The 25,406-nt window shown below is 68.3% G+C and carries 23 protein-coding genes and 3 tRNA genes; 22 read left to right on the forward strand and 4 right to left on the reverse strand.

From position 1 onward, the window contains the following. The first annotated feature begins 54 nt into the window (after window positions 1-54). On the forward strand, window positions 55-963 hold the full coding sequence (locus tag ACE7GA_RS20160; RefSeq protein WP_376090614.1) for a DMT family transporter: 909 nt from the start codon (window positions 55-57) through the stop codon (window positions 961-963). 152 nt (window positions 964-1,115) lie between these two features. On the opposite strand, the gene ACE7GA_RS20165 is transcribed toward ACE7GA_RS20160, so the two are convergent. The 4 genes from ACE7GA_RS20165 to ACE7GA_RS20180 form a co-directional block, all read right to left on the reverse strand. Then, window positions 1,116-1,613 carry a hypothetical protein gene (locus ACE7GA_RS20165; RefSeq protein WP_376090617.1) on the reverse strand — a complete coding sequence of 166 codons (498 nt, stop codon included), beginning with the start codon at window positions 1,611-1,613 and terminating at the stop codon, window positions 1,116-1,118. 58 nt (window positions 1,614-1,671) lie between these two features. Next, on the reverse strand, window positions 1,672-2,292 hold the full coding sequence (gene parA / locus ACE7GA_RS20170) for a ParA family partition ATPase (protein WP_376090620.1): 621 nt from the start codon (window positions 2,290-2,292) through the stop codon (window positions 1,672-1,674). Between the two features lie 76 nt (window positions 2,293-2,368). After that, window positions 2,369-2,713: a hypothetical protein gene (locus ACE7GA_RS20175; protein ID WP_376090623.1), complete on the reverse strand. Its 345-nt coding sequence runs from the start codon at window positions 2,711-2,713 to the stop codon at window positions 2,369-2,371. After that, on the reverse strand, window positions 2,710-4,011 hold the full coding sequence (locus ACE7GA_RS20180) for a sulfite oxidase (protein WP_376090626.1): 1,302 nt from the start codon (window positions 4,009-4,011) through the stop codon (window positions 2,710-2,712). The genes ACE7GA_RS20175 and ACE7GA_RS20180 overlap by 4 nt, the downstream gene beginning before the upstream one ends. Window positions 4,012-4,157: 146 nt before the next feature. On the opposite strand from ACE7GA_RS20180, the gene ACE7GA_RS20185 reads away from it, so the two are divergent. The 21 genes from ACE7GA_RS20185 to ACE7GA_RS20285 all read left to right on the forward strand — a co-directional run bounded on the left by ACE7GA_RS20185 (window position 4,158) and on the right by ACE7GA_RS20285 (window position 25,395). Further along, window positions 4,158-5,582, forward strand: a complete 1,425-nt coding sequence (locus ACE7GA_RS20185) for an NAD(P)H-hydrate dehydratase (RefSeq protein WP_376090629.1) — start codon at window positions 4,158-4,160, stop codon at window positions 5,580-5,582. Window positions 5,583-5,621: 39 nt separating this feature from the next. Then, window positions 5,622-5,706, forward strand: a tRNA-Leu gene (locus ACE7GA_RS20190). Window positions 5,707-5,762: 56 nt separating this feature from the next. Next, window positions 5,763-7,094 carry a trigger factor gene (gene tig, locus ACE7GA_RS20195; RefSeq protein WP_376090633.1) on the forward strand — a complete coding sequence of 444 codons (1,332 nt, stop codon included), beginning with the start codon at window positions 5,763-5,765 and terminating at the stop codon, window positions 7,092-7,094. A gap of 240 nt (window positions 7,095-7,334) precedes the next feature. Next, window positions 7,335-7,997, forward strand: coding sequence for an ATP-dependent Clp endopeptidase proteolytic subunit ClpP (gene clpP, locus ACE7GA_RS20200; protein WP_376100405.1), 663 nt, complete (start codon window positions 7,335-7,337; stop codon window positions 7,995-7,997). Between the two features lie 172 nt (window positions 7,998-8,169). Then, entirely contained in the window at window positions 8,170-9,426 is a 1,257-nt protein-coding gene (clpX, locus tag ACE7GA_RS20205) for an ATP-dependent Clp protease ATP-binding subunit ClpX (protein WP_376090636.1), read from the forward strand. 122 nt (window positions 9,427-9,548) lie between these two features. Then, window positions 9,549-11,969 (forward strand): endopeptidase La, encoded by a 2,421-nt coding sequence (lon, locus tag ACE7GA_RS20210; protein WP_376090639.1) that lies wholly within the window; start codon window positions 9,549-9,551, stop codon window positions 11,967-11,969. Between the two features lie 69 nt (window positions 11,970-12,038). Further along, window positions 12,039-12,110, forward strand: a tRNA-Val gene (locus tag ACE7GA_RS20215). 73 nt (window positions 12,111-12,183) lie between these two features. After that, window positions 12,184-12,260, forward strand: a tRNA-Asp gene (locus ACE7GA_RS20220). A gap of 206 nt (window positions 12,261-12,466) precedes the next feature. Beyond that, a complete protein-coding gene (locus tag ACE7GA_RS20225; RefSeq protein WP_376090642.1) occupies window positions 12,467-12,841 on the forward strand; it encodes an NADH-quinone oxidoreductase subunit A in 375 nt (124 codons plus the stop codon). Window positions 12,842-12,869: 28 nt separating this feature from the next. Then, a complete protein-coding gene (locus ACE7GA_RS20230) occupies window positions 12,870-13,427 on the forward strand; it encodes a NuoB/complex I 20 kDa subunit family protein (protein WP_376090645.1) in 558 nt (185 codons plus the stop codon). Beyond that, window positions 13,420-14,067, forward strand: a complete 648-nt coding sequence (locus ACE7GA_RS20235; RefSeq protein ID WP_376090648.1) for an NADH-quinone oxidoreductase subunit C — start codon at window positions 13,420-13,422, stop codon at window positions 14,065-14,067. The genes ACE7GA_RS20230 and ACE7GA_RS20235 overlap by 8 nt, the downstream gene beginning before the upstream one ends. An 80-nt stretch (window positions 14,068-14,147) precedes the next feature. Then, window positions 14,148-15,311 carry an NADH-quinone oxidoreductase subunit D gene (locus ACE7GA_RS20240; protein WP_376100408.1) on the forward strand — a complete coding sequence of 388 codons (1,164 nt, stop codon included), beginning with the start codon at window positions 14,148-14,150 and terminating at the stop codon, window positions 15,309-15,311. 38 nt (window positions 15,312-15,349) lie between these two features. Continuing rightward, window positions 15,350-16,009: an NADH-quinone oxidoreductase subunit NuoE gene (gene nuoE / locus ACE7GA_RS20245; protein WP_376100411.1), complete on the forward strand. Its 660-nt coding sequence runs from the start codon at window positions 15,350-15,352 to the stop codon at window positions 16,007-16,009. A 3-nt stretch (window positions 16,010-16,012) separates the two neighbouring features. Beyond that, on the forward strand, window positions 16,013-17,368 hold the full coding sequence (gene nuoF / locus ACE7GA_RS20250) for an NADH-quinone oxidoreductase subunit NuoF (RefSeq protein ID WP_376090651.1): 1,356 nt from the start codon (window positions 16,013-16,015) through the stop codon (window positions 17,366-17,368). Between the two features lie 22 nt (window positions 17,369-17,390). After that, complete coding sequence (gene nuoG / locus ACE7GA_RS20255) at window positions 17,391-19,442, forward strand: NADH-quinone oxidoreductase subunit NuoG (protein ID WP_376100414.1); 2,052 nt, start codon at window positions 17,391-17,393, stop codon at window positions 19,440-19,442. Window positions 19,443-19,446: 4 nt separating this feature from the next. Next, complete coding sequence (gene nuoH, locus ACE7GA_RS20260) at window positions 19,447-20,457, forward strand: NADH-quinone oxidoreductase subunit NuoH (protein WP_376090654.1); 1,011 nt, start codon at window positions 19,447-19,449, stop codon at window positions 20,455-20,457. Between the two features lie 23 nt (window positions 20,458-20,480). Continuing rightward, window positions 20,481-20,969, forward strand: a complete 489-nt coding sequence (nuoI, locus tag ACE7GA_RS20265) for an NADH-quinone oxidoreductase subunit NuoI (protein WP_376090657.1) — start codon at window positions 20,481-20,483, stop codon at window positions 20,967-20,969. After that, window positions 20,966-21,652: an NADH-quinone oxidoreductase subunit J gene (locus ACE7GA_RS20270; RefSeq protein ID WP_376090660.1), complete on the forward strand. Its 687-nt coding sequence runs from the start codon at window positions 20,966-20,968 to the stop codon at window positions 21,650-21,652. Before nuoI ends, ACE7GA_RS20270 begins: the two co-directional genes overlap by 4 nt. Next, complete coding sequence (gene nuoK, locus ACE7GA_RS20275) at window positions 21,652-21,963, forward strand: NADH-quinone oxidoreductase subunit NuoK (protein ID WP_376090663.1); 312 nt, start codon at window positions 21,652-21,654, stop codon at window positions 21,961-21,963. Before ACE7GA_RS20270 ends, nuoK begins: the two co-directional genes overlap by 1 nt. Window positions 21,964-21,970: 7 nt before the next feature. Next, on the forward strand, window positions 21,971-23,887 hold the full coding sequence (gene nuoL, locus ACE7GA_RS20280; protein ID WP_376090666.1) for an NADH-quinone oxidoreductase subunit L: 1,917 nt from the start codon (window positions 21,971-21,973) through the stop codon (window positions 23,885-23,887). Next, the gene (locus ACE7GA_RS20285; protein WP_376090669.1) at window positions 23,884-25,395 is read left to right on the forward strand and encodes an NADH-quinone oxidoreductase subunit M; all 1,512 of its coding nucleotides are present in this window, start codon (window positions 23,884-23,886) and stop codon (window positions 25,393-25,395) included. Before nuoL ends, ACE7GA_RS20285 begins: the two co-directional genes overlap by 4 nt. Window positions 25,396-25,406: the final 11 nt, after the last annotated feature.

The raw sequence follows: 25,406 nt of genomic DNA on the forward strand, positions 1-25,406 counted from the left end.
GGGGCAGGGGCGGGGGAACCACCCGGCGGAACGCGGGGGAATCGCGCGGAGCACATGGACGGCGAGACGCGACCACGGCCCGGCGGGCTGCGCGACCCGCGCCTGCGCGCGATCGCCTGCGTCATAGGGTCGGCCGGGCTCTTCGCCGTGGCCTCGGCGGCGGTGAAGGCGCTGGGAGGGGCGGTGCCGCTCTCGGAGGTCGTGCTGTTCCGCAACGCCTTCGCGATCCCGCCGCTGCTGATCTACGCGCACCTCGTCACGCCCGGGGGCCTGGCCGCAGCGCTCCGCACCCGGCGGCCCCTGGGCCATCTCGAGCGCCTCGCGACCGGCCTCGTCGGCATGTACGGCGCCTTCTACGGCTACGCGCAGTTGCCGCTCGCGACGGTCACGGCACTGAACTTCACGATGCCGCTCTTCCTCACCGGGTTGTCGGTCCTCATGCTCGGCGAACGGTTCCAGCCGCGGCGCCTCGCCATCGCCGTGGCGGGCTTCGGGGGCGTCCTGCTGATGGTGGAGCCCTGGGATGGCGGGAGCGCGCTGGACCCGGTGGCCGTCGCAGGCGTCCTCGCGGCGGCCCTGGGCTGGGCGCTCGCCATGATCTCCATCAGGCGCATGGGGGAGGCCGGCGAGTCCGGGACGACGATCGTGTTGTGGTTCGCGATCGGCGCGGCCGTCGTCTCGGGCGTGGCATCGGTGCCCGTCTGGGTCACGCCGACCGCCGGTCAATGGGGCTGGCTGGCGCTGACCGCCTTCCTCAGCGTCGGCGCGCAGATCCTCATGACAGCGGCCTACCGCGCCGGCGACACGACGCTGATCGCGCCTTTCGAATACACCGCGATCCTCTGGACCGCCTCACTCGGGATGATGGTCTGGGGCGAGGTGCCGGACCTCTGGGACCTGTTCGGGGTCCTCGTGCTCGTGGGCGCCGGCCTCGCGATCTGGCGCACGGAACTGATCCGCTAGACCAGCCCCGCGAGGAGCGAATACGCCCTACGCCACCGAGCCCGGCGGGAGGCGAAGAAGCGCACCCCCGTGCCGACGATGGTTAGCCTGGGACGGCTCTCCGCGAGGTGGGGGCAGCGCGGCCCCCGCCCGCAGGAACCGGCCGAAGGCCGTCAGCCCCGACGGTCGCTCCCTGCCGCGTTGCCCTGTTGCGGCCCGGCGTTCCGCGCCGCGCCTCCAAGGTCGCCGTGCACCGCCGCGAGGGCTTCCGCCGCCGAACGGAGGTTCGCGGAGGCGATCCGCGGGTCCGCCCGTTCCTCGGTCACCGCGGATTCGGCCGTGCGGAGCGCCTGCCCGGCACGGTGCACGTTGTCCGCGTTCTGTCCCGGCAAGGGCATCTGCGCGACGAGGCCGAGGCCCGAGCGGACCGCCGCGCGGGCCTGTTCGTAGTTCGGCGCCCCGCCGGGCTGCCCGCGGTCGAGCTGCTCCCCGGATTGGCGCAGCGCGCCCTCGATCGCGCGGACCTGGGCCTGAAGGGCGGTCTGCCCTTCCACGGCCGGACCGCCCTGTTGCTGCACGGGGTTGGCCGACTGCGCGAGGGCGTTGGGGGCGAAGGCCGGCGCGGCCAGCGCGAGGGCGGCGGCAAGGCCGGGGGCGAGCGAGCGATTCATGGCGGACGTTCCTGACGTGGTTGGGGTCGCCCGGAAACGCGCCACGGAGTCGAGGGCTTCAGGACGCCTCGCGTCGGATCGCTTCCGCAAGCGCCCGCGCCTCGGTCGCTGCCGCGGTTCGCGGAGCGTGTTCGGTCACGCCCAAGCCCGCACCGAACGCCGCCGCGAAGGCGGTGCGGTTGCCCAGATGCGCAGGCAGGATCGGCAGGTCGCGCTTCCGCAGCATTGCCGCGACCTCCCTCGCCGCGTTGCCCTGTGCCGGGACGCGGTTCAGGAGCAGCGCCACCGGCTTCCGTTCGGCCGCCGCCACCTCCAGCGTCGCCTCCATCGCCCAGAGGTCGGGCAGGGAGGGCTGAAGCGGAATGAGGACGAGGTCGGCCGCCCGCATCGCGACGCGGCTGTCCGTATCGGCGTGCGGCGGCGTGTCGAGGATGACGAAGGCGTGGTCGCGCCGGAGACGATCCACGGTCGCCGGGACGCGCCAGCCGGAAACCGCCTCGAAGGACAATCGCGCGGACCCGGCAGGCCGCAGGCCGTGCCACCGGGCCAAGGTGCCCTGCGGGTCGGTGTCGAGAAGGCCGACTGGCGCCCCCGCTGCCAGCGCCACGGCGAGGTTCGCCGCCACGGTGGACTTGCCCGCCCCGCCCTTCCGCTGCGCCACCGCCACTACGAAGGCCATCGCCGCCCCCCGTCCGATTCGCCGGCGGGAGGCTACACCGCCCCAGTCAGTTCTGCCCCGGTCAGTTCTGCCCGGCTCAATTTTGCAGGAACGGGTTGGACGCGTTCCTCGGCGTGCGGCGCGGCGGGAAGTGCTGGGCGAGGTAGTTGACGATCGTTTCACGGAACTCGCCTTCCAGCGGCGGCATCCCGTGCTTTTCGGTCATCCAATCCATCAGCCCGTCCCAGCGTTCCCGCGAGAGGCCGGAGCGGCGGATGATCGCTGAGGAATGGCAGGCCGTGCAGAGGCCGAAGACCTCCGTCCGGCCTTCGCCCGCGGGCATGACGTCCTCGGTCTCCTCGGGGCGCTGCACCTCGTCGGGCGACTGGGCGCGGAGGGGCAAGGCCGCGAGGACCAGCAGGACGGCCAAGACGCGGATCATCCGATCAGCAGCGCCGTCCGCGCCATCGGGTTGGCGCCGTAGCCCTGCGGATTCCAGTTGGCGGCCGCGTGGGGCTGCATCCGGCCCTCGCTGTCCGTGGCACGCGTCCAGATCTCGTAGTAGCCGTCCGTCGGGAGTTCCACGTTCCCGGTCCAGCGCTGCCAGGAATGGCGATTGGGCGGCGGGTTGACGGTCATCTCCCGCCAGGTCGCGCCGAAGTCGGCGGAGACGTGGACGGCGCGCACCGTCAGGTCCCCGGCCCAGGCCTGTCCACGAACCTCAATGCGCCGCGTGCCTGCGGGGAGACGGGTGCCGTGCGCCACGTTGGTCAGCAGCGCCCGTACGGGCATGGAGGTCATGTCCGCGAAATCCGCGCCGTTGTTGTTCGAACCCGGCACGATCGGCCGGACCGGCAGGCGGTAGGAGGTCGCGCCCATGCCCGGGCCGTCATGCGGCGTCGCCCGCAGCACGATCCGGTTGAACCACTTCTGCGACAGGCTGCCGGGCCAGCCCGGGACGACGAGGCGTGCCGGATAGCCGTGGATCTGCGGGATGGGCTGCCCGTTCATGCGGAAGGCGAGGATCGTCGTATCCTCCATCGCCTTCGCGATGGGCATCCCGCGTGAGATGGACGGGCGCGCCGGGTCCCCGGACAGGTGGGGGTCGGCGCCGTATTGCCCCGTGAAGCGGGATGTCTCCTTCATCCCCGCGGCGCGGAGCAGGTCCCGCAGCCGCACGCCCGTCCATTCGGCGTTGGAGATGGCGCCGTTGCCCCACTGGTTGCCGCGGGTCTCCGGTACGAATGCCGCGCGGCCGTTGCCGCCGCATTCCATCTGCAGCCGCAGCGTCACGTTCTCAAACCGCGACTCGATCTCGCCGAGCGCGAGGTCCAGGGGCGTGTCGGCCTCGCCCTCCACCTTGATGCGCCAGGCCCTCGGGTCGGCGGCGAAACGTTCGGGGACGCCGCCGTTGTTGCGGATGAACATCCGGTCGGCCGGCGTCACGTCGTCGTCAAGCATCGCCTCCGGTGTCTCGGCGACGAAGGGGCGTTCGCCGAGCACGACGAGCGCGGCCTTGCCGTCCATGCGCAGGGTCGGCGGCTGGCCGGCCGGTTGGGCGAGGGCGGCAGGGAACAAGCCAGCGGGCATCCGGTTCGCGAAGGGAATCGCGGCGCCGATCGCCGCGCCCATCGCCGCGAGCGAGGCGCCCTTCAACGCGCCGCGTCGACCGAAGGCGACGGCGTCCGCCCGCTCCGGGTCGCTGGCGTAGAGTTCCGCAAGGCTGCGTTCGCGCGCCATGTCCGTTCGTCCCCCGTCCCGCAGGCTTCGGCCGCGGTTTGTCGCGTTGAGACGATCATGCCGTAGAGTGCTGTCGCATGGAACACGGGCGCACCGAGCACATGCCCCGACCGGCCTGGCCAAAGGAGCTTCTGACCCCGGCGGCGATGGCCCGGGCCGACGCGGCTTCGTCCGTCCCGATCCCCGTGCTGATGGCCGCGGCGGGACGCGCGGTCGCGCGGGAGGTGATGGCGAGGTTCCGGCCCTGCCGCACCCTCGTCCTCGTCGGGCCGGGCAACAACGGCGGGGACGGCTACGTCGCGGCGCGACTGCTGGAGTCGGCCGGCTGGCCCGTCGCGGTTGCCGCGCTGGCGCCTCCACGGCCGGACGGTCCCGCGGCCGAGGCGGCGGCGCGCTGGCGCGGGCCGGTCGTTCCCCTGCGGCCGGAGGAGGTGCGGCGCTGCGGACTGGTGGTGGACGCGCTGCTCGGTGCCGCGCCGGCCCGCCCCCTGCCGGCGGACGCGGTCGCGTGCCTACGGGCGGCAACGGCCATCGTCGCCGTGGACGTGCCGAGCGGACTGGACGGCGCCACCGGGCAGCCGTCGGCGGAGGTGGTGCCGGCGGCGGTGACCGTGACCTTCGCCCGCCTCAAGCCGGGGCACCTCCTGATGCCGGGGCGGGCGCTCTGCGGAGAACTGGTGCTGGCGGAGATCGGGCTTCCCGAGGCCGCCTTGGCCGCAGCGACCGGCGGGGAAGCCGGCATCTTCCGGAACGGGCCGGACCTGTGGAGCCTGCCGGTCCCCGGCCGGGCCGGGCACAAATATGACCGGGGCCACCTTGTCGTCGTCGGGGGCGCGGCGATGGGCGGGGCGGCCCGGCTCGCGGCCGCGGCGGCGCGGCGGGCCGGCGCGGGTCTGGTGACGCTGGCGGCAGCCGATGCGGCGGCGACCGCCCTGTTCCGTACCGGCGCGCCCGGGCTGATCGTCGCCGAGCCGCCGGTCGAGGCGTTGCTGGAGGACGCGCGGCGCAATGCCTGGGTCATCGGCCCCGGCCTGCCGGCGGACGAGGGGACGCGCAGCCTGCTGACGCGGGCCGTCGCCGCGGGACGCCGCGTGGTCGCGGATGCAGGGGCCCTGACGGCCTGCGCCGGATCGGCAGAGGCCCTCAGCGGCGTCGCGGTGGCCACGCCACACGGCGGCGAGTTCGCCCGGGCCTTCGGACCGGTCGGGCCGGACAGGATCGCGGCGGTGCGCGGAGCCGCGGCGAGGATCGGCGGCGTGGTCGTGCTCAAAGGGCCCGATACCGTCGTCGCGGCTCCGGATGGGCGGGCCGTGATCAACCACGACGCGCCCCGGAGCCTGGCGACTGCCGGGACCGGGGATGTCCTCGCGGGTCTGATCGGCGCCCTCCTGGCGCAGGGCATGCCTGCCTTCGAAGCGGCCTGCGCCGGGGTCTGGCTCCATGGCCGGGCGGCGCCGTCCGGTCCGGGGGTGATCGCCGAGGACGTCGTCCGGGGCATTCCATCCGCCCTGGCGGCCCTGGGCGCGGCGATCGGGCGGCCTACGCTTGGAAACGGGCTGGCATTGGGCTAAGGCCCGCCCCTTCGACGCCGCCGCGGGCCATCGGTGGGGGCGGGCGTGGTGGAACTGGCAGACACGCCGGATTTAGGTTCCGGTGGCGCAAGCCTTGGGGGTTCAAATCCCTCCGCCCGCACCAGCCCGCGCCGGCCCGGATTCCCTTTCTTCTCTGACGACCGGACTGGAAGCGACGACATGCAGGTGACTGAGGGTGCGGCCGAGGGGCTGAAGCGCGCCTTTTCCGTGGTGGTGCCGGCCGGGACCATCGCCGCCGCGCGCGACAAGCGGCTGGGTGCGCTGGGGCGCGACCTCCGCCTGCCGGGCTTCCGCCCGGGCAAGGTCCCGATGTCCGTCGTGAAGAACCGCTACGGCACCGCCGTCATGGGCGAGGTGCTGGAGGAGCAGGTGCAGGAGGCGACGCGCAAGGTCGTCACCGACCGAGGCTTGCGCCCTGCGCTGCAGCCGAAGGTCGAGGTCGTCACCTTCGACGACGAGAAGGACCTGGAATTCAAGGTCGAGATGGAGGTCCTGCCGGAGATCCCGCTGCCCGACTTCGCGGGCATCGAGGTCGAGCGTCCCCGCGCCGAGCCGACGGACGAGGAGGTCCAGAAGGCCCTCGACGGCCTGGCCCGCCGGAATGCGAAGCTGGAGGACGTGACGGAGGACCGGCCGGCCGGGCAGGGCGACATCGTCGTGGCCGACTTCGTCGGTCGGATGGTCGGCGAGGACGGCACCCCCGGCGAGCCCTTCCAGGGTGGCAGCGCGACGGACATGCCGATCGAGGTCGGCGGCGACGGCTTCATCCCCGGCTTCACCGAGGGGCTGGAGGGCATCCGCACCGGCGAGAGCCGGACGCTGAGCGTAACTTTCCCGGAGGGCTACGGGGCGCAGGAACTGGCCGGCAAGCCGGCACAGTTCGAGGTGACGGCGAAGGGGCTGAAGGTGCGGTCCGCGACCGCGGCCGACGACGAGTTCGCCAAGTCGCTCGGGCTGGAGAGCGCGGAGAAGCTGCGGGAGGAGATCAAGAACTCGCTCCAGCGTGAGTATGACGGGATGGCCCGTCTGCGGGTGAAGCGGGCGTTGCTGGACCAGTTGTCCGACCGGGTCGACTTTCCCGTCCCGGAGGGAATGGTCCAGGCCGAGTTCGACCAGATCTGGCAGCGGGTCGAGGCCGACATGAAGGCCGGCAGCCTGGACGCGGACGACCAGGGCAAGGACGAGGAGACGCTGCGCGGCGAGTATCGGCGGATTGCAGAGCGTCGGATCCGGCTAGGCCTGCTGCTCTCCGAGATCGGGCGCACCAACAACATCCAGGTGAGCCAGGACGAGCTGGGTCGGGCCATGCGGAACGAGGCGGGGCGCTATCCCGGCCAGGAGCGGCAGGTGTTCGAGTTCTTCCAGAAGAACCCGCAGGCCGTGGAGAGCCTTCGCGCCCCGATCTTCGAGGAGAAGGTCGTGGACTTCATGCTCGAACTCGCGAAGGTGACGGACAAGACGGTCACGCCGGCCGAACTCCAGGCGGCTTGATCTCGGGGAGGCGGCCTGCCCAACCGGGCAGGTCCTCCGGCCCGAGTCCACGGGACGCGGCCCCCTTTCCCGTCGGGCCGCGCTGCACCATCTTCGTCCGTGGCCGGCGCGAGGGGATTCGCGGGGGCGGGGCGACGGGGGGCCATGTTGGCGCCCGGCGGTCCGCGACACGGGGTCGGGGCGCCCAGGCGGGGTCCCTTTTCCTGGAATCGCCGCCGGCGAGAGAGGGTTTTCGATATGATCCGGGACCGCGATCCGGTCGAGTTCTACAACAATTCCCTCGTTCCCATGGTCGTCGAGCAGACGGCGCGCGGCGAGCGGGCCTACGATATTTATTCGCGCCTGCTGAAGGAGCGAATCATCTTCCTGACCGGGCAGGTCTATGACGGCGTTGCTTCGCTCCTCTGCGCGCAGCTGCTGTTCCTGGAGAGCGAGAACCCGAACAAGGACATCGCCTTCTACATCAATTCTCCGGGCGGCGTTGTGACGGCCGGCCTCGCGATCTACGACACGATGCAGTACATCCGTTCGCCCGTGTCCACGGTTTGCGTCGGCCTGGCGGCTTCGGCGGGGTCCCTGCTGCTGATGGCGGGGGAGAAGGGGAAGCGCTTCGCTCTGCCGAACTCCCAGGTGATGATCCACCAGCCGTCCGGCGGCGCGCAGGGCCAGGCGACTGACATCGAGATCCAGGCCCGCGAGATCATCAAGACTCGCGCGCGGTTGAACCAGCTCTACGTGCAGCACACGGGGCAGCCGCTCGACGTGATCGAGAAGAACATGGAGCGGGACACCTACATGTCGGCGGACGAGGCGGCGGCCTTCGGCCTGATCGACCAGGTCGTCGCGAAGATGCCGTCCGGGACGACGGTCTCGACCCCTGGCGGCGAGACGCCGCGGGCCTGACCGGCTGGCCGCGCCCCCGGTGCCCAAGACGGGTCCAGGGGCGCGACCCCCACATCCGACCCCGGTCCTTTCCCGTTAAGGGGGGAGGGGGTATCCTAATTCAGCGCCCCTGGCCCGGCGCTTGCCTCTCCATCACGGGCGGCAGGACGGGGCCGGAAGGCGAGGAGCGCGCATGAGCAAGTCCGGCGAGTCCAAGAACACCCTGTACTGCTCGTTCTGCGGGAAGTCGCAGCACGAGGTCCGGAAGCTCATCGCCGGGCCGACCGTGTTCATCTGCGACGAATGCGTCGAGCTCTGCATGGACATCATCCGCGAGGAGCACAAAACGCACCTCGTGAAGTCGCGGGACGGCGTGCCGACCCCGAAGGAGATCTGCAAGGTCCTCGACGACTACGTCATCGGGCAGGAGCACGCGAAGAAGGTGCTCTCGGTAGCCGTGCACAACCACTACAAGCGCCTGGCGCATGGTGGGAAGTCGGGCGAGGTCGAGATCGCCAAGTCCAACATCATGCTCGTGGGGCCGACGGGTTCGGGCAAGACGCTGCTGGCGCAGACGCTGGCGCGCATCCTGGACGTGCCGTTCACGATGGCCGATGCGACGACGCTGACCGAGGCCGGCTATGTCGGCGAGGATGTCGAGAACATCATCCTCAAGTTGCTCCAGGCCGCGGACTACAACGTCGAGCGGGCGCAGCGCGGCATCGTCTACATCGACGAGGTCGACAAGATCAGCCGCAAGTCGGACAACCCGTCCATCACGCGCGACGTGTCGGGTGAGGGCGTCCAGCAGGCGCTGCTGAAGATCATGGAGGGAACGGTCGCCTCCGTGCCGCCGCAGGGCGGGCGGAAGCATCCGCAGCAGGAGTTCCTGCAGGTGGACACCTCCAACATCCTCTTCATCTGCGGCGGTGCCTTCGCGGGGCTCGAGAAGATCATCGCGGCCCGCGGCAAGGGCTCGGGCATCGGCTTCGGGGCGGAGATCCGCGCGCCGGAGGAGCGCCGCACCGGCGCCATCCTGCGCGAGGTCGAGCCGGAAGACCTCCTGAAGTTCGGGCTGATCCCCGAGTTCATCGGGCGCCTTCCGGTGGTGGCGACGCTCGAGGACCTCGACGAGAAGGCGCTGATCGAGATCCTGACGAAGCCGAAGAACGCGCTGCTCAAGCAGTACCAGCGCCTGTTCGAGATGGAGGGGACGAAGCTCACCTTCACCGAGGACGCGCTGAAGTCCGTCTCGAACCGCGCCATCCAGCGCAAGACCGGCGCGCGTGGGCTGCGGTCGATCATGGAGAGCATCCTGCTCTCCACCATGTTCGATCTGCCCGGCCTCGATGAGGTCGAGGAAGTCGTCGTCAACAAGGAAGTGGCGGAGGGCCGTGCCCAGCCGCTGTTCATCTACGGCGAGCGCCCGGCCGAGCAGAGCACTGCCTGATCGGCCAGGCGCCGTCACCGTTGAGATGGGGCTGCTGAAGCCCCATCTTCTCCGTTTCCCGTGGCGACGGGAGCGTGCCTGTTCAGGGCGCTGCCGCGCCGACTGTCCATAGCGAGGTCCCCATGGCGGCATCCGATAGCGAGCTTGTTCGGGGCGAAGTCCTTCCCGTCCTGCCGCTCCGCGACATCGTCGTATTTCCCCACATGATCGTCCCGCTCTTCGTCGGGCGCGAGAAGTCCGTGCGCGCGCTGGAAAGCGTGATGCGCGAGGACAAGCAGATCCTGCTGCTGGCGCAGCGCAACGCCGCGCAGGATGATCCGGGCGCCGACGATTTGTTCGACGTGGGCACAGTCTCCACCGTGCTGCAGTTGCTGAAGCTGCCGGACGGCACCGTGAAGGTGCTGGTCGAGGGCGGGCGGCGTGCACGCGTGACGGGATGGAAGGAAACGGGCAGCCACTTCGAGGCCTATGCCGAGCCGATTCCGGAAGCCGCGCCGAACACGCAGGAGACGGAGGCGCTCGGCCGCAGCGTCGTCGGGCAGTTCGAGAACTACATCAAGCTCAACAAGAAGATCGCGCCGGAGGTGCTGGTCTCGGTCAACCAGATCGACGACCCGGCGAAGCTCGCCGACACCGTCGCGAGCCACCTGAACCTCAAGATCAACGAGAAGCAGGAGCTGCTGGAGACCATCCCGGTCGCGGAACGACTGGAGCGCGTCTTCGGCCACATGGAGGCCGAGATCGGCGTCCTGCAGGTGGAGAAGCGCATCCGGAACCGCGTGAAGCGGCAGATGGAGAAGACGCAGCGCGAGTACTACCTCAACGAGCAGATGAAGGCGATCCAGAAGGAGCTCGGCGAGGGCGAGGACGGCAAGGACGAGGCGGCGGAGCTCGAGGCCAAGATCAAGGCCACGAAGCTGTCGCCCGAGGCGCGCGAGAAGGCGCTGGGCGAGCTGAAGAAGCTGCGCGGCATGTCGCCGATGAGTGCGGAGGCGACCGTCGTCCGCAACTACCTCGACTGGATGCTGACGATCCCCTGGAAGAAGCGCACGCAGGTCCGCATCGACTTGAAGGCGGCTCAGGAGGTGCTCGACGCCGACCACTACGGCCTGGACAAGGTCAAGGAGCGGATCATCGAGTACCTGGCGGTCCAGTCGCGCTCCAAGAAGCTGCGCGGGCCGATCCTGTGCCTCGTCGGTCCGCCCGGCGTCGGCAAGACCTCGCTCGGGAAATCCATCGCGAAGGCGGTGAACCGGAACTTCGTGCGCATGTCGCTGGGCGGCGTGCGGGACGAGGCGGAGGTGCGCGGCCACCGGCGTACGTACATCGGCTCCATGCCCGGGAAGGTCATCCAGGGCATGAAGAAGGCGAAGTCCTCCAACCCACTTTTCCTGCTGGATGAGATCGACAAGCTCGGCGCCGATTGGCGCGGGGACCCGTCCTCGGCGCTGCTGGAGGTGCTGGACCCCGAGCAGAACGGCACCTTCAACGACCACTACCTTGAGGTGGACTACGACTTGTCCGACGTGATGTTCATCACGACGGCGAACTCGCTGAAGATGCCCCAGCCGCTGCTGGACCGCATGGAGATTATCCGCATCCCCGGGTACACCGAGGATGAGAAGATCGGCATCGCGCGCCGGCACCTCATCGCCAAGGTGAGCGAGGCGAATGGCCTGAAGAAGGGCGAGTGGTCCGTCAGCGACGAGGCCGTGCGAGACCTGATCCGCTACTACACGCGCGAGGCCGGCGTCCGGAACCTGGAGCGCGAGATCGGCGGCCTCGCCCGCAAGGCGGTTCGCGAGATCGTCTCCGGCACGGCGAAGTCGGTGCAGATCACGGACGAGAACCTTGGCAAGTACGCCGGCGTGCGGAAGTTCCGCTACGGCGAGGCCGAGGCCGAGGACATGGTCGGCGCCGTCACTGGTCTGGCCTGGACCGAGGTCGGCGGCGAGATCCTGACGATCGAGTCCGTGCTGCTGCCCGGCAAGGGCAACGTGAAGCACACGGGCAAGCTCGGCGACGTGATGCAGGAAAGCGTGTCGGCCGCGGTGTCCTATGTCCGCAGCCGTTCCACCGCCTTCGGCATCAAGCCGACGCTGTTCGAGAAGCGGGACATCCACGTCCACGTGCCGGAGGGTGCGACGCCGAAGGATGGGCCGTCCGCGGGCATCGCGATGGCGACCTCCATCGTCTCCGTGCTCACGGGCATCCCCGTGCGGCGCGACGTCGCGATGACGGGTGAGATCACGCTGCGGGGCCGGGTGCTCCCGATCGGCGGGTTGAAGGAGAAGCTGCTGGCCGCGCTGCGTGCGGGCATCACGACGGTCTTCATCCCGAAGGAGAACGAGAAGGACCTGGCCGACATCCCGGAGAGCGTGACCAAGACGATCAAGGTCATCCCCGTCGCCCACGTGGACGAGGTGATCGCCGGGGCCCTGATCCGGCGCCCGGAGCCGATCGAGTGGGCGGAGCCGGAGGAGCCGGCGCCGCCGGCCAAGCCTGCCGTGGGCGATCCCGCGGCGCCGAGCCTGACGCACTGAAGCCGAGGGGGCCGGCGGAAACGCCGGCCCTTTCTCCATCCGGGGTGCTTCGCGTATTCAGGCCGAAGCGGGCGCTTAGCTCAGCGGTAGAGCGCCTCGTTTACACCGAGGATGCCGGGGGTTCGAATCCCTCAGCGCCCATTCCCGCGCCCCCATCCGCCGGCCGGAGAGTTGACACGGAAGGGCCACACCCATACACGGCGCGTCGTCGCACGCGGGTGTAGCTCAGTCGGTTAGAGCGCCGGCCTGTCACGCCGGAGGTCGCGGGTTCGAGCCCCGTCACTCGCGCCAGCGACGAATGGATCTGCCGCCCTACCATGTTGGAAAGGGCGGCTTTTTCGTATGCGCCGCGGTTGTTCGCGACGCCCTGTTGCCCATATGTTCGGTGTCTGGCCGACCGGTCGCACTGGGTTTATGGTGCGGCATGTTGCGGTGCACCTTAAGGTGCGTAGGCGCCCCGGCGCGTACCGCGTCGGCGGCCGGACCGTGAGGGTATGATGGGCGATACGGGTTCCCTGCTCGCGGGCTACTTTCCGATCCTGGTCTTCCTGGGCATCGCCGCGGCGATCAGCATCGCGATGGTCGGCGGTTCCGTGCTGGCGGCCAAACAGAAGCCGGATCCGGAGAAGCTCTCGACCTACGAGTGCGGGTTCGAGCCGTTCGACGACACGCGGCGCCGCTTCGACGTGCGGTTCTACCTTGTTGCAATCCTGTTCATCATCTTCGACCTTGAAGTGGCGTTCCTCTTCCCGTGGGCCGTATCGCTGGCCGACATCGGCTGGCTCGGGTTCCTGTCGATGATGGGCTTCCTCGGCGTTCTCACGATCGGCTTCGTCTACGAGTGGCGCAAGGGCGCCCTGGATTGGGAATGACCCCCGGTCCGATGCGGGAGATGCTGCGATGAGCGGCGCGAACGATACGCTGGCCTGGAACAAGCAGGCGTTGGAGCCTGGCCCCGCGCAGGATGCGGTGATCAAAGCCGTTACCGGCGAGGTCGAGGAGAAGGGGTTCGTCGTCGCCACGCTCGACAAGGTCGTGAACTGGGCGCGAACCGGGTCGCTGTGGCCGATGACCTTCGGCCTGGCCTGCTGCGCCGTGCCGATGATCCACGCCTACATGGCGCGCTACGACCTCGACCGCTTCGGCGTCATTCCGCGCGGGTCGCCGCGGCAGTCGGACGTGATGATCGTGGCGGGGACGCTGACGAACAAGATGGCCCCCGCGCTGCGCCGCGTGTACGACCAGATGAGCGAGCCGCGCTGGGTCATCTCCATGGGCTCCTGCGCCAATGGCGGCGGCTACTACCACTACTCCTACAGCGTCGTCCGAGGCTGCGACCGGGTCGTGCCGGTGGACGTCTACGTGCCGGGCTGCCCGCCGACGGCGGAAGCGCTCGTTTACGGTATCCTACAGCTGCAGAAGAAGATCCGGCGCACCGGGACGATCCTTCGTGGCTGACGTCGCAAGCCTCGGCGCCGACATCGCGGCCAGCCTTCCCGTCGGCGTGCTGCTCGACGCCACTGTCGCGCGCGGCGCGGAGCTGACGCTGCGCATCCGGCGCGATTCCGTGCGCCATGTGATGGCGGTGCTTCGGACCGACCCACGCTTCGCCTTCGAGCAGTGCATGGACCTCTGCGGCGTGGACCATCCGGACCGCCCGGAGCGGTTCGAGGTTGTCTGGAACCTTCTGTCGCTGACGCACAACCACCGGGTTCGCATCATCACGACCACGGACGTGGACAACCCCGTGCCGAGCGTGGCCGCGATCTGGCCCGCAGCCACCTGGTACGAGCGTGAGGCCTGGGACATGTACGGCATCGCCTTCGAGGGACAGGAGGATCTGCGCCGCCTGCTGACCGATTACGGCTTCGAGGGGCACCCGCTGCGCAAGGACTTCCCGCTGACCGGCAACGTTGAGGTCCGGTACGACCCCGAGCGGCGCGAGGTGGTCTACGAACCGGTCAAGCTGCAGCAGGACTTCCGCAACTTCGACTTCCTGTCGCCCTGGGAAGGCATGACGACGCTCCCCGGCGACGAGAAGGTGCATCAGAACCGCATCGCACCGCCCGAGCAGCGGCTGATCGGGAATGAGTCATGAGCCTTTCCATCTCCGATCCCGTCCCGAACACCGGGCGCGGCGAGCCCGCCGCGGGCGACGAGGCGATCCGCCGCGTCGAGATGGACAGCCATATGGTCAACTTCGGGCCGCAGCACCCTGCGGCCCATGGTGTGCTTCGCCTCATCCTCGAACTCAAGGGCGAGGTGGTGGAGCGCGCTGACCCGCATATCGGCCTTCTGCACCGCGGCACCGAGAAGCTCATCGAGTACAAGTCCTACCTTCAGGCAAACCCGTATTTCGACCGGCTCGACTACGTCTCTCCCATGTGCATGGAGCACGCATTCGCGCTGGCAACGGAGCGGTTGCTGGGGATCGAGGTGCCGCTGCGTGCGCAGTACATCCGCGTGATGTTCGCGGAGATCACGCGCATCGCGAACCACCTGCTGAACGTCACGACCTACGCGCTGGACTGCGGCGCGATCACACCGTCGCTCTGGGGCTTCGAGCAGCGCGAGCCGCTTCTCGAGTTCTACGAGGCGGTTTCGGGCAGTCACTACCATGCCAACTACTTCCGCGCGGGCGGGGTGTCGCGCGACCTGCCGCCGGGACTGACCGAGCGGATCCACGCCTGGGTCGAGCAGTTCCCGAAGTTCATCGACGACCTGCACGGGCTTCTGACGGACAACCGCATCTTCAAGCAGCGGACCGTGGACATCGGCGTGATGACGGCCGAGGAGGCGATGGCCTGGGGGTTCTCCGGGCCGTGCCTTCGTGCCTCCGGCGTGCCTTGGGACCTACGGCGGCAGCAGCCCTACGACGTCTATGATCGGATGGAGTTCGAGATCCCGGTCGGGCGCCACGGCGACTGCTACGACCGCTACCTCGTCCGGATGGAGGAGATGCGGCAGTCCCTGCGCATCATCCGGCAGTGCCTGGACCAGATGCCGGGCGGGCCGGTTAAGGTGGACGACCACAAGATCACGCCGCCGCCGCGCGCTGAGATGAAGCGCTCGATGGAAGCGCTGATCCACCACTTCAAGCTTTACACCGAGGGTTACCACGTGCCGGCGGGCGAGACCTACACGGTCACCGAAGCGCCGAAGGGCGAGTTCGGGGTGTACCTTGTCGCGGACGGGACCAATCGGCCCTACCGCTGCAAGATCCGTGCGCCGGGCTTCGCGCATCTCCAGGCCATGGAGAAGCTGAGCAAGGGGCACATGCTCGCAGACGCCGTCGCGATCATCGGTTCGCTCGACATCGTCTTCGGGGAGATCGACCGGTGACGGCCCGCTCGTCGACAACCGAAGGCAAGATCAACCACCTGGATCCGGAGCGTGGGAACTCGCGCGAGGAGCCGGCGGCCTTCGCGTTCGATGCGGAGAGCGAGGCGCAGGTGACGAAGATCCTGGCGCGCTACCCGGAAGGGCGGAAGGCGTCAGCGGTGATCCCGTTGCTCTATGTCGTGCAGAAGCAGATGAGCCGGCAGACCGGTAGCGCCTGGGTGCCCAAGGTTGGCGTGGAAGTCGTTGCGGAGCGGCTCGGCATGGCCCCGATCCGCGTGCGCGAGGTCGCGTCCTTCTACTTCATGTTCAACACGAAGCCGATCGGGCGCTATCACCTCCAGGTCTGCGGTACGACGCCGTGCATGCTGCGCGGCTCCGACGACGTGCTGCGCGCCTGCAAGGATGCGGGCCACCTGAGGAGCTACGGCGACACTTCGGCGGATGGGCTCTTCACGTTGACGGAAGTTGAGTGCATCGGTGCCTGCGTGAACGCACCGGTGCTGCAGGTGGATGACGACTACTACGAGGACCTGAACTACGAGCGGACGGTCCAACTGATCGAGGCGCTGAAGCGGGGCGAGCGGCCACCGCATGGCAGCACGATCGGTCGCCAGACCAGCGCGCCGGAAGGCGGAGCGCTGACGCTGCTCGAGGTGCCGCCCCGGCAGCCTTATGGCGCCGGGCCGGCGGGAGACTGACGCATGGCGTTGCAGGATAAGGATCGGATCTTCACGAACCTCTACGGCATGCAGCCGTGGAACCTGGAGGCCGCGCGCAAACGTGGGAACTGGGACGGCACGAAGGCGCTGATCGAAAAGGGTCGCGACTGGATCATCCAGGAGATGAAGGATTCCGGGCTGCGCGGCCGCGGCGGCGCGGGCTTCCCGACGGGGATGAAGTGGTCCTTCATGCCGAAGTCCAACCCGGACGGGCGCCCCTCCTACCTCGTCGTCAACTCCGATGAGTCGGAGCCGGGGACCTGCAAGGACCGGGACATCCTGCGCCACGATCCGCATACGCTGATCGAGGGCTGCCTGCTGGCGGCCGTCGCGATGAACGCGTCCGCCGGCTACATCTACGTGCGGGGCGAGTACTACAACGAGCATCTCGTGCTGCAGGCCGCGATCGACGAGGCCTACGAGGCCGGCCTGATCGGCAAGAACGCCTGCGGCACCGGGTACGACTTCGAGCTCCACGTCCACCGCGGCGCCGGCGCCTATATCTGCGGCGAGGAGACGGCGCTCATCGAGTCCCTCGAGGGCAAGAAGGGCATGCCGCGGCTCAAGCCGCCCTTCCCGGCGGCAGTCGGCCTCTACGGCTGCCCGACGACGGTGAACAACGTCGAGACGATCGCGGTGGTGCCGGAGATCCTGCGCCGGGGTGGCGCTTGGTTCGCGGGCTTCGGCCGGCCGAAGAACAGCGGCACGAAGATCTTCTGCCTGCAGGGCCACGTGAACACGCCCTGCAACGTCGAGGAGGAGATGAGCATCCCGCTGCGGGAACTCATCGAGCGCCATGCCGGCGGCGTGCGGGGCGGGTGGGACAACCTGCTCTGCGTCATCCCCGGCGGGTCTTCCACGCCGCTGCTCCCGAAACATATCTGCGACGACGTGCTGATGGACTTCGACGCGCTGCGCGAGCACAAGTCGGGCCTCGGCACGGCGGGCGTGATCGTGATGGACAAGTCCACGGACATCATCCGCGCGATCTCCCGTCTATCCGACTTCTACAAACACGAGTCCTGCGGCCAGTGCACGCCGTGCCGCGAGGGCATGGGCTGGGTGGCCCGCGTCATGAAGCGCATGGTCGAGGGCCGCGCGGAGATCGAGGAGATCGACGTGCTGGAGGACGTGACCAAGCGGATCGAGGGGCACACGATCTGCGCCCTCGCCGATGGCGGCGTCTGGCCGGTGCAGGGCCTCATCCGCCACTTCCGCCCGGTGCTGGAGGAACGGATCCGGCAGTACAAGAACAGGACGGCGGTGCCTGGCCTGCCGGTCGCGCCGCTGCCGCCGCGCCCGGCCGAGGTTTCGTCCATGTCCATGGCGGCGGAGTGAGCGCGCCGTGAGCGACGTGAAAATGATCAAGGTGACGGTGGATGGCGAAGAGGTCGAGGTGCCGGCGGGCGCCACGGCCCTCCAGGCCTGCGAGGTCGCCGGGCGCGAGATCCCGCGCTTCTGCTACCACGAGCGCCTGTCGGTCGCCGGCAACTGCCGCATGTGCCTCGTCGAGGTGGAGAAGTCGCCGAAGCCGGTGGCGTCCTGCGCCTTCCCGGTGATGGACGGGATGAAGATCAGCACCGACAGCCTCGTCGTGCGCAACGCGCGGCGCTCCGTCATGGAGTTCCTGCTGGTCAACCATCCGCTCGACTGCCCGATCTGCGACCAGGGCGGAGAGTGCGACCTGCAGGACCAGGCCGTGGCCTATGGCGGCGACTCCAGCCGCTACCGCGAGAACAAGCGTGCCGTTCCGGACAAGTATCTGGGGCCACTGGTCAAGACGATCATGAACCGCTGCATCCAGTGCACGCGGTGCGTCCGCTTCTCGACCGAGATCGCCGGAGTGCCTGAGCTCGGTGCGGTCGGTCGTGGCGAGGCGATGGAGATCACGAACTACGTCGAGAAGGCGCTGGGGACGGAGCTCGCCGGCAACCTGATCGACATCTGCCCCGTCGGCGCGCTGACCGCGCGCCCCATCGCCTACATGTACCGGCCTTGGGAGCTGGCGAAGACGGACAGCGTCGACGTGCTAGACGCGGTGGGGTCCAACATTCGGGTGGATAGCCGCGGTCCCGACGTGATCCGCATCCTTCCGCGTACGCATGAGGACGTGAACGAGGAGTGGCTGGCCGACCGTCCCCGCTTTGCCTTTGACGCGTTGAAGCGGCGCCGGCTCGACCGGCCCTGGGTGCGGCGGGACGGGCAGTTGCGTCCTGCCACGTGGCGCGAGGCCTTCGAGGCGATCGCGGTGCGGCTGCGTGGAGTTCCCGGTGAGCGGATCGGCGCGGTCGCAGGCGGCCTGGCAGATGCGGAAAGCGTCGTCGCGCTGAAGGATCTGATGACCTCGCTCGGTTCGGCGAACCTCGACTGCCGCGAGGATGGTGCGGCGATCGACGCGTCGCGGCGCGAGTTCTACCTGTTCAACACGACGATCGCCGGCATCGAGCAGGCCGATGCGCTGTTGATTGTCGGCAGCAACCCGCGGCTGGAAGCGCCGGTGCTGAACGCGCGCATCCGCAAGCAGGTCATGAACGGCAGCATGACCGTCGGGCTGATCGGGCCGGAGGTCGATCTGACCTATCCGCACCGCGGCCTGCGCGATGGGCCGAGCACGCTGGCCGGCATCGCGAACAGCCGCTTCGGCGAGGTATTGCGGAACGCCAAGCGGCCGATGATCCTCGTCGGGCGTGGCGCCCTGGCGCGGCCAGACGGGGCGGCGGTGCTCGCGGGGGCGTGGGATCTGGCGCAGTCGCTCAACGCGATGCGCGAGGACTGGAACGGCTTTAACGTCCTCCATCGTTCCGGCGGACAGGTGGGCGCGCTGGACCTGGGCTTCGTGCCGGGGGAGCGCGGCAAGGATCTCGGCGCCATGCTGAACGGCGGCGTGGACTTGCTGTGGCTGCTGGGCGCGGATGAGATCGACCCCGGCCTGATCCGACCCGGGACCTTCGTGGTTTACCAGGGCCACCATGGCGACCGCGGTGCCTCACGTGCCGACGTCATCCTGCCCGGCGCATCCTACCTGGAGAAGGATGGGACGTACGTGAACACGGAGGGTCGCGTGCAGCGCGGTCGCCGTGCCGTCTTCCCGCCTGGCGAGGCGCGGGAGGACTGGCGCATCCTCCGTGCCGCGAGCGAGGTCCTGGGACAGCCGCTTCCCTACGACGAACTCGGCGCAGTGCGGGAGCGTCTGGTCGCGGTGAATCCAGTCTTCGCGGGGGTCGACGCGGTGCCCAGGGCGAAGCTCGCCGGCGGCGCGCCGGCAGGGCAGGGGGCGCTTTCCGACACGCCTTTCGCCTACCCCATCACGGACTACTACCGGGCCGACGTCTTCGGACGGATGAGCGACGTGATGGCGCAGTGCTCGGCCGAGCGGTACGGCGCCGCCGCGCCGGCGATGGCGGCGGAGTAGCGTCGTGGACGGCTTCCTCAACTCGCCGCTCGGCGTCCTCTCGCTGACGGTCGCGCAAGCGCTGGCGTTGCTTGTGCCGCTGCTGATCTTCGTCGCCTACCTGACCTGGGCCGAGCGGAAGATTCTCGGCGCGATGCAGTTGCGGAAGGGACCGAACGTCGTCGGGCCGTTCGGCCTGCTGCAGCCTTTCGCCGATGCCGGCAAGATGCTGATGAAGGAGACGATCGTCCCGGCCGGGGCAAGCCGGGCGCTCTTCATCATGGCACCGATGCTCACCTTCGTCCTCGCGATGATCGCCTGGGCGGTGATCCCGGTGAATGATGGCTGGGCGATCGCCGACATCAATGTCGGCATCCTCTACCTCTTCGCAATCTCGTCCCTCGGCGTGTACGGGATCATCATTGCCGGCTGGGCATCGAATTCGAAGTACGCCTTCCTCGGTGCGCTTCGGTCAGCGGCCCAGATGGTGTCTTACGAGGTCTCGATGGGCTTCGTGATCGTCACCGTCCTTCTCTGCGTCGGGTCGCTGAACCTGACGCAGATCGTGCGGGCGCAGGAGACGGTCTGGTTCGCCATCCCGCTCTTCCCGATGTTCGTCATCTTCTTCATCTCGACGCTCGCCGAGACGAACCGGGCGCCCTTCGACCTGCCGGAAGGTGAGTCGGAACTCGTGGCCGGCTTCTTCGTCGAATATTCCGCGATGACCTTCGCCCTCTTCTTCCTGGGCGAATACGCGAACATGATCTTGATGTCCGCGCTGACCACGATCCTGTTCCTCGGGGGGTGGCTGCCGCCCTTCGACGTCGCGCCGTTCAACTGGCTGCCGGGGCCGATCTGGTTCATCCTGAAGATCTGCTTCTGCCTCTTCGTCTTCGTCTGGGTGCGCGCGACCTTTCCGCGATACCGCTACGACCAGCTGATGCGCCTGGGCTGGAAGGTGTTCCTGCCCATCAGTCTGGTGTGGCTCGTGCTGACGGCCGCGGCCCTCAAGCTCTTCGGATGGCTGCCGGCATGACCGCAGCCCGAAAGGTGACCTGAATGGCGACGCTCGACCGCGCCGCGCGGAGCCTCCTCCTGGCGGAGCTGGCCTCCGGGATGTGGCTGACGCTCAAGGCCTTCTTCAAGCCGAAGGCCACGATCAACTACCCCAATGAGCGCGCGCCGCTGTCGCCGCGTTTCCGGGGCGAGCACGCACTGCGCCGCTACCCGAACGGCGAGGAGCGCTGCATCGCGTGCAAGCTGTGCGAGGCGGTCTGTCCGGCGCTTGCCATCACGATCGAGGCCGAGCCGCGCGAGGACGGCTCCCGCCGCACGACGCGCTACGACATCGACATGACGAAGTGCATCTATTGCGGCCTTTGTGAGGAAGCCTGCCCGGTGGACGCCATCGTCGAGGGGCCGAACCTCGAATTCGCGACCGAGACGCGTGAGGAGCTAATCTATCACAAGGAGAAGCTCCTCGATAACGGCGACCGCTGGGAACCCGTCCTCGCCGCGCGCCTGCAGGCGGATGCGCCCTACCGATGATCGCCGGTCTCGCCTTCTACCTTTTCGCCGCAATCCTCATCGCATCGGCCGTGATGGTCGTGACCAGCCGGAACCCGGTACATTCCGTGCTGTTCCTCATCCTCGCCTTCTTCAACGCGGCGGCGCTCTTCCTGATCGCGGGGGCGGAGTTCCTGGCGATGATCCTCGTGATCGTCTACGTGGGTGCTGTTGCCGTTCTGTTCCTCTTCGTCGTGATGATGCTGGACATCGACTTCTCGCAGATGCGGGAGGGCTTCCAGCGCTATGCGCCGATCGGTGCCGTGGTCGGCGGGATCTTGTTCCTGGAACTGGTCTTCGCAGTCGGCGCCTGGCGGTCGAGCGCGGAAGCCGTCGCATTGCGCGGCGTTCCCGCGCCGAACGGCATCAGCAACACCGAAGCGCTGGGACGGGTGATCTACACCGACTATGTGTTTCTGTTTCAGGCGGCTGGGCTGATCCTGCTCGTCGCCATGATGGGCGCGATCGTGTTGACCCATCGTGACCGGCACCGGAGCCGGCGCCAGGACATCGGGGTGCAGGTCGCCCGCCGGACGCAGCTCGACCTGGCCCAGGTTCCGGTCGGGGCGACGATCGGCGAGTTGGGCATCCTGCGCCCCCCGCCGCCTGATGAACCGAAGCCAGTGGCCGTGGCCCACGAACCGACCCACGGGGCGCACCACTGATGCTGACGATCGGCCTCGGCCACTATCTGACCGTCGGGGCGATCCTGCTCGTCCTCGGGGTTTTCGGCATCTTCCTGAACCGCAAGAACGTCATCGTCATCCTGATGTCGGTCGAGCTCATCCTGCTCTCGGTCAACCTGAACTTGGTGGCCTTCTCGGCCAGCCTTGGCGACCTGGGCGGGCAGGTGTTCGCGCTGTTCATCCTGACGGTCGCTGCCGCCGAGGCTGCGATTGGGCTGGCCGTCGTCGTCATTTACTTCCGCAACCGCGGCAGCATCGAGGTGGACGATGTGTCCACCCTGAGGGGCTGAGGGGATCATGCTCGTCGGCGCCGTCTTCTTCCCTCTCCTCGGCGCGTGCCTTGCCGGGCTGTTCGGCCGCTGGCTTGGCGACCGCCTGTCGCAATGGGTCTCGGTCGGCTGCATGGTGCTGGCCGCGATCTGCGGCCTCTCAGCCTTCGTGGACGTCGCGCTGCACCATGCGCCGCGGACGGTCGTGCTCACGGACTGGATCGCGGTCGGCGACCTGACAGTGCAGTGGGCACTGCGGTACGACACGCTCAGCGCGGTCATGGTGGGGATGGTGACCTTCATCTCCACCCTCATCCACCTCTACTCGGTCGGCTACATGTCGCATGACGAGACGCCGCCGCGCTTCTTCGCCTATCTCAGCCTGTTCACGTTCATGATGCTGATGCTCGTGACAGCGGATAACCTCGTGCAGCTCTTCTTCGGCTGGGAGGGTGTTGGCCTCGCGAGCTACCTGCTGATCGGCTACTGGTACGACCGCGAGAGTGCGAACCGTGCGGCGATGAAGGCCTTCATCGTGAACCGCGTCGGCGACGTCTTCTTCATGCTGGGCATGGCCCTGACCTTCTGGACCTTCGGCGCCCTTTCCTTCGACAGCATCTTCGCGAGTGTCGAGACGGTTCGCGACCGGACCTTCGCCGGCCTGCCGGTGCTGGAGGTGATCTCCGTCCTCCTCTTCCTCGGGGCCTGCGGCAAGTCGGCGCAGCTTGGCCTGCACACCTGGCTTCCGGACGCCATGGAGGGCCCGACGCCCGTGTCCGCGCTGATCCACGCCGCGACGATGGTCACGGCCGGCGTCTTCCTGATGGCCCGCATGTCGCCCGTGACGGAATATGCGCCCGTCGCCCTGACGCTGGTGACCATCGTCGGAGCCTCAACGGCGTTCTTCGCCGCGACGGTCGGCTGCGTCCAGAACGACATCAAGCGGGTGATCGCCTACTCGACCTGCTCGCAGCTCGGCTACATGTTCTTCGCGATCGGGGTCGGCGCCTATCAGGCCGCTATCTTCCACCTTTTCACCCATGCCTTCTTCAAGGCGCTCCTGTTCCTCTCGGCCGGCTCCGTGATTCACGCGATGTCCGATGAACAGGACATGCGGCGCATGGGTGGGATCTGGACGAAGATCCCGGTCACCTATGCCGTCATGTGGATCGGCTCCCTCGCCCTCGCCGGCATCCCGTTCTTTGCCGGCTACTATTCGAAGGACATGATCCTGGAGAGCGCCTTCGCCGCTCATACCGGCGCGGGGATGTTCGCCTTCGTCCTTGGTCTGATCGCGGCCTTCCTGACGGCATTCTACTCCTGGCGGCTGCTCATCCTGACGTTCCATGGCCGCCCGCGGGCCGATCATCACGTGATGGACCACGTGCATGAGAGCCCGGCCGTCATGCTGATCCCGCTGCTGGTCCTCGCCCTCGGTGCGCTTTTCACCGGTGCCGCGTTCGAGGATCTGTTCGTCGGCCACCACGAGGCCGAGTTCTGGAACGGCGCCATTCACACGGCCGCGCACAACCACACCCTGCACGCCGCCCACGAGACGGCGGCATGGGTCGGCCTGCTGCCGACCTTGATGGGCGTCGGCGGGATCGCGCTTGCCTACGTCATGTACATGTTCGTGCCGAGCCTGCCGGGGCGCGTCGCCGGAGCCTTCCCGGCCGTCTACCGGTTCCTGCTGAACAAGTGGTACTTCGACGAACTCTACGACCGGATCTTCGTCCGGCCCGCGCGGCGCCTGGCGCAGGTGCTCTGGCGCACCGGTGACGCGCGGATCATTGACGGAATGCCGAACGGCCTGGCCGCCGTGACCGCGGATGCGGCCCGGGGGGCCGTGCGACTGCAGACCGGCCGCGTGGCGAACTACGCCTTCACCATGATCATCGGGCTGGTGATCTTCGTATCCGTCATCATGCTCGGGCTCGCGCGATGAACGTCGTCGGCTTTCCCATCCTCTCGCTGCTGACCTTCCTGCCGATCGCAGGCGTCATCGCGATCCTGATGGTCCGTGGTGACGAGCAGACAGTTCGCTCCAACGCCCGATGGACCGCCCTCTGGACCAGCCTGATCGTCTTCGCGCTCTCGCTCATCCTTTGGTTCCGCTTCGACGCCTCCTCGGCCGACGCACAATTCGTCGAGCGCGTCGAATGGTTGCCCGAGTTCGGCGTGTCCTACCACATGGGCGTGGACGGCATTTCCCTTCTCTTCGTCCTCCTCTCCACTCTGCTGACACCCCTTTGCATCCTCGCCTCCTGGGATGCGGTGCAGACCCGTGTTCGGGAGTACATGATCGCCTTCCTTGTGCTCGAGACCATGATGGTCGGCATGTTCTGCGCGCTCGACCTGATCATCTTCTACGTGTTCTTCGAAGGCGTGCTGATCCCAATGTTCCTGATCATCGGGGTCTGGGGCGGGCAACGCCGCGTCTACGCGGCCTTCAAGTTCTTCCTCTACACCCTGCTGGGCTCCGTCCTGATGCTGCTCGCGATCCTCGCGCTGTGGTACCGCGCGGGCAGCACGGACCTTGCCGTGCTGCTGGACACGCCGGTGCCGCCGTCGTGGCAGCATTGGATGTTCCTCGCCTTCTTCGCCTCCTTCGCGGTGAAGGTACCGATGTGGCCTGTACACACCTGGCTTCCGGACGCTCATGTCGAGGCCCCGACAGCCGGCTCCGTCATTCTCGCAGGCGTGCTGTTGAAGATGGGGGGCTACGGGTTCGTCCGGTTCTCCATCCCGTTGTTTCCCGATGCCGCCGCCTTCTTCGCGCCGATGATCTTCGCGCTTTCCGTGGTCGCGGTGATCTACACCAGCCTCGTCGCGCTGGCGCAGGAGGACATGAAGAAGCTCATCGCCTATTCGTCCGTCGCCCATATGGGGATCGTCACGGTCGGCCTTTTCACCTTCAACCAGCAGGGCATCTCCGGCGCGATGTTCACGATGCTCTCCCACGGCATCGTCTCCGGTGCGCTCTTCCTCTGCGTCGGCGTCCTCTACGACCGCGTCCACTCGCGGGAGATCGCGCGTTACGGAGGCGTCGCGAAGATCATGCCGATCTACGCGCTGGTCTTCATGCTCTTCACCATGGCGAGCGTGGCCCTGCCGGGGACCGCCGGCTTCCCCGGCGAGTTCCTGGTGATCACCGGCGCATGGCGATCCTCCGCCTGGGTCGCGCTCGGCGCGGCGATGGGCATGATCCTCGGCGCGGCCTACATGCTCTACCTCTATCGCCGCGTGATCTTCTCGCGCGTGCAGCGGGACGACGTGCGGGCGCTTGGTGATCTGTCTTGGCGGGAGGTCGCGGTGTTCCTGCCGCTGATCGCCATCACGCTCTGGATGGGCATCTACCCCTCCTCCTTCACCGGCGTCTGGGAGACGACGGTGGCAGCGCTCGTCCAGCGGCACGAGGCGGCGATGGCCCTCTCGAACGTCGCGGGGCTGTGATGGACTTCGCC

It is taken from the genome of Roseomonas sp. CCTCC AB2023176, assembly GCF_042259275.1.
In the GTDB taxonomy this organism is placed as follows: Bacteria; Pseudomonadota; Alphaproteobacteria; order Acetobacterales; family Acetobacteraceae; genus Roseomonas.

What these genes read in the sequence shown, in the direction of transcription:
- ACE7GA_RS20175 (WP_376090623.1), bottom strand. Translation starts at nt 2,713, where the DNA reads ATGATCCGCGTCTTGGCCGTCCTGCTGGTCCTCGCGGCCTTGCCCCTC.
- ACE7GA_RS20225 (WP_376090642.1), top strand. Translation starts at nt 12,467, where the DNA reads ATGGGCGATACGGGTTCCCTGCTCGCGGGCTACTTTCCGATCCTGGTC.
- parA (WP_376090620.1), bottom strand. Translation starts at nt 2,292, where the DNA reads ATGGCCTTCGTAGTGGCGGTGGCGCAGCGGAAGGGCGGGGCGGGCAAG.
- ACE7GA_RS20230 (WP_376090645.1), top strand. Translation starts at nt 12,870, where the DNA reads ATGAGCGGCGCGAACGATACGCTGGCCTGGAACAAGCAGGCGTTGGAG.
- nuoL (WP_376090666.1), top strand. Translation starts at nt 21,971, where the DNA reads ATGCTCGTCGGCGCCGTCTTCTTCCCTCTCCTCGGCGCGTGCCTTGCC.
- ACE7GA_RS20240 (WP_376100408.1), top strand. Translation starts at nt 14,148, where the DNA reads ATGGACAGCCATATGGTCAACTTCGGGCCGCAGCACCCTGCGGCCCAT.
- tig (WP_376090633.1), top strand. Translation starts at nt 5,763, where the DNA reads ATGCAGGTGACTGAGGGTGCGGCCGAGGGGCTGAAGCGCGCCTTTTCC.
- ACE7GA_RS20285 (WP_376090669.1), top strand. Translation starts at nt 23,884, where the DNA reads ATGAACGTCGTCGGCTTTCCCATCCTCTCGCTGCTGACCTTCCTGCCG.
- ACE7GA_RS20165 (WP_376090617.1), bottom strand. Translation starts at nt 1,613, where the DNA reads ATGAATCGCTCGCTCGCCCCCGGCCTTGCCGCCGCCCTCGCGCTGGCC.
- ACE7GA_RS20180 (WP_376090626.1), bottom strand. Translation starts at nt 4,011, where the DNA reads ATGGCGCGCGAACGCAGCCTTGCGGAACTCTACGCCAGCGACCCGGAG.
- clpX (WP_376090636.1), top strand. Translation starts at nt 8,170, where the DNA reads ATGAGCAAGTCCGGCGAGTCCAAGAACACCCTGTACTGCTCGTTCTGC.
- nuoI (WP_376090657.1), top strand. Translation starts at nt 20,481, where the DNA reads ATGGCGACGCTCGACCGCGCCGCGCGGAGCCTCCTCCTGGCGGAGCTG.
- nuoG (WP_376100414.1), top strand. Translation starts at nt 17,391, where the DNA reads ATGATCAAGGTGACGGTGGATGGCGAAGAGGTCGAGGTGCCGGCGGGC.
- nuoF (WP_376090651.1), top strand. Translation starts at nt 16,013, where the DNA reads ATGGCGTTGCAGGATAAGGATCGGATCTTCACGAACCTCTACGGCATG.
- ACE7GA_RS20185 (WP_376090629.1), top strand. Translation starts at nt 4,158, where the DNA reads ATGGCCCGGGCCGACGCGGCTTCGTCCGTCCCGATCCCCGTGCTGATG.
- nuoK (WP_376090663.1), top strand. Translation starts at nt 21,652, where the DNA reads ATGCTGACGATCGGCCTCGGCCACTATCTGACCGTCGGGGCGATCCTG.
- ACE7GA_RS20270 (WP_376090660.1), top strand. Translation starts at nt 20,966, where the DNA reads ATGATCGCCGGTCTCGCCTTCTACCTTTTCGCCGCAATCCTCATCGCA.
- ACE7GA_RS20160 (WP_376090614.1), top strand. Translation starts at nt 55, where the DNA reads ATGGACGGCGAGACGCGACCACGGCCCGGCGGGCTGCGCGACCCGCGC.
- lon (WP_376090639.1), top strand. Translation starts at nt 9,549, where the DNA reads ATGGCGGCATCCGATAGCGAGCTTGTTCGGGGCGAAGTCCTTCCCGTC.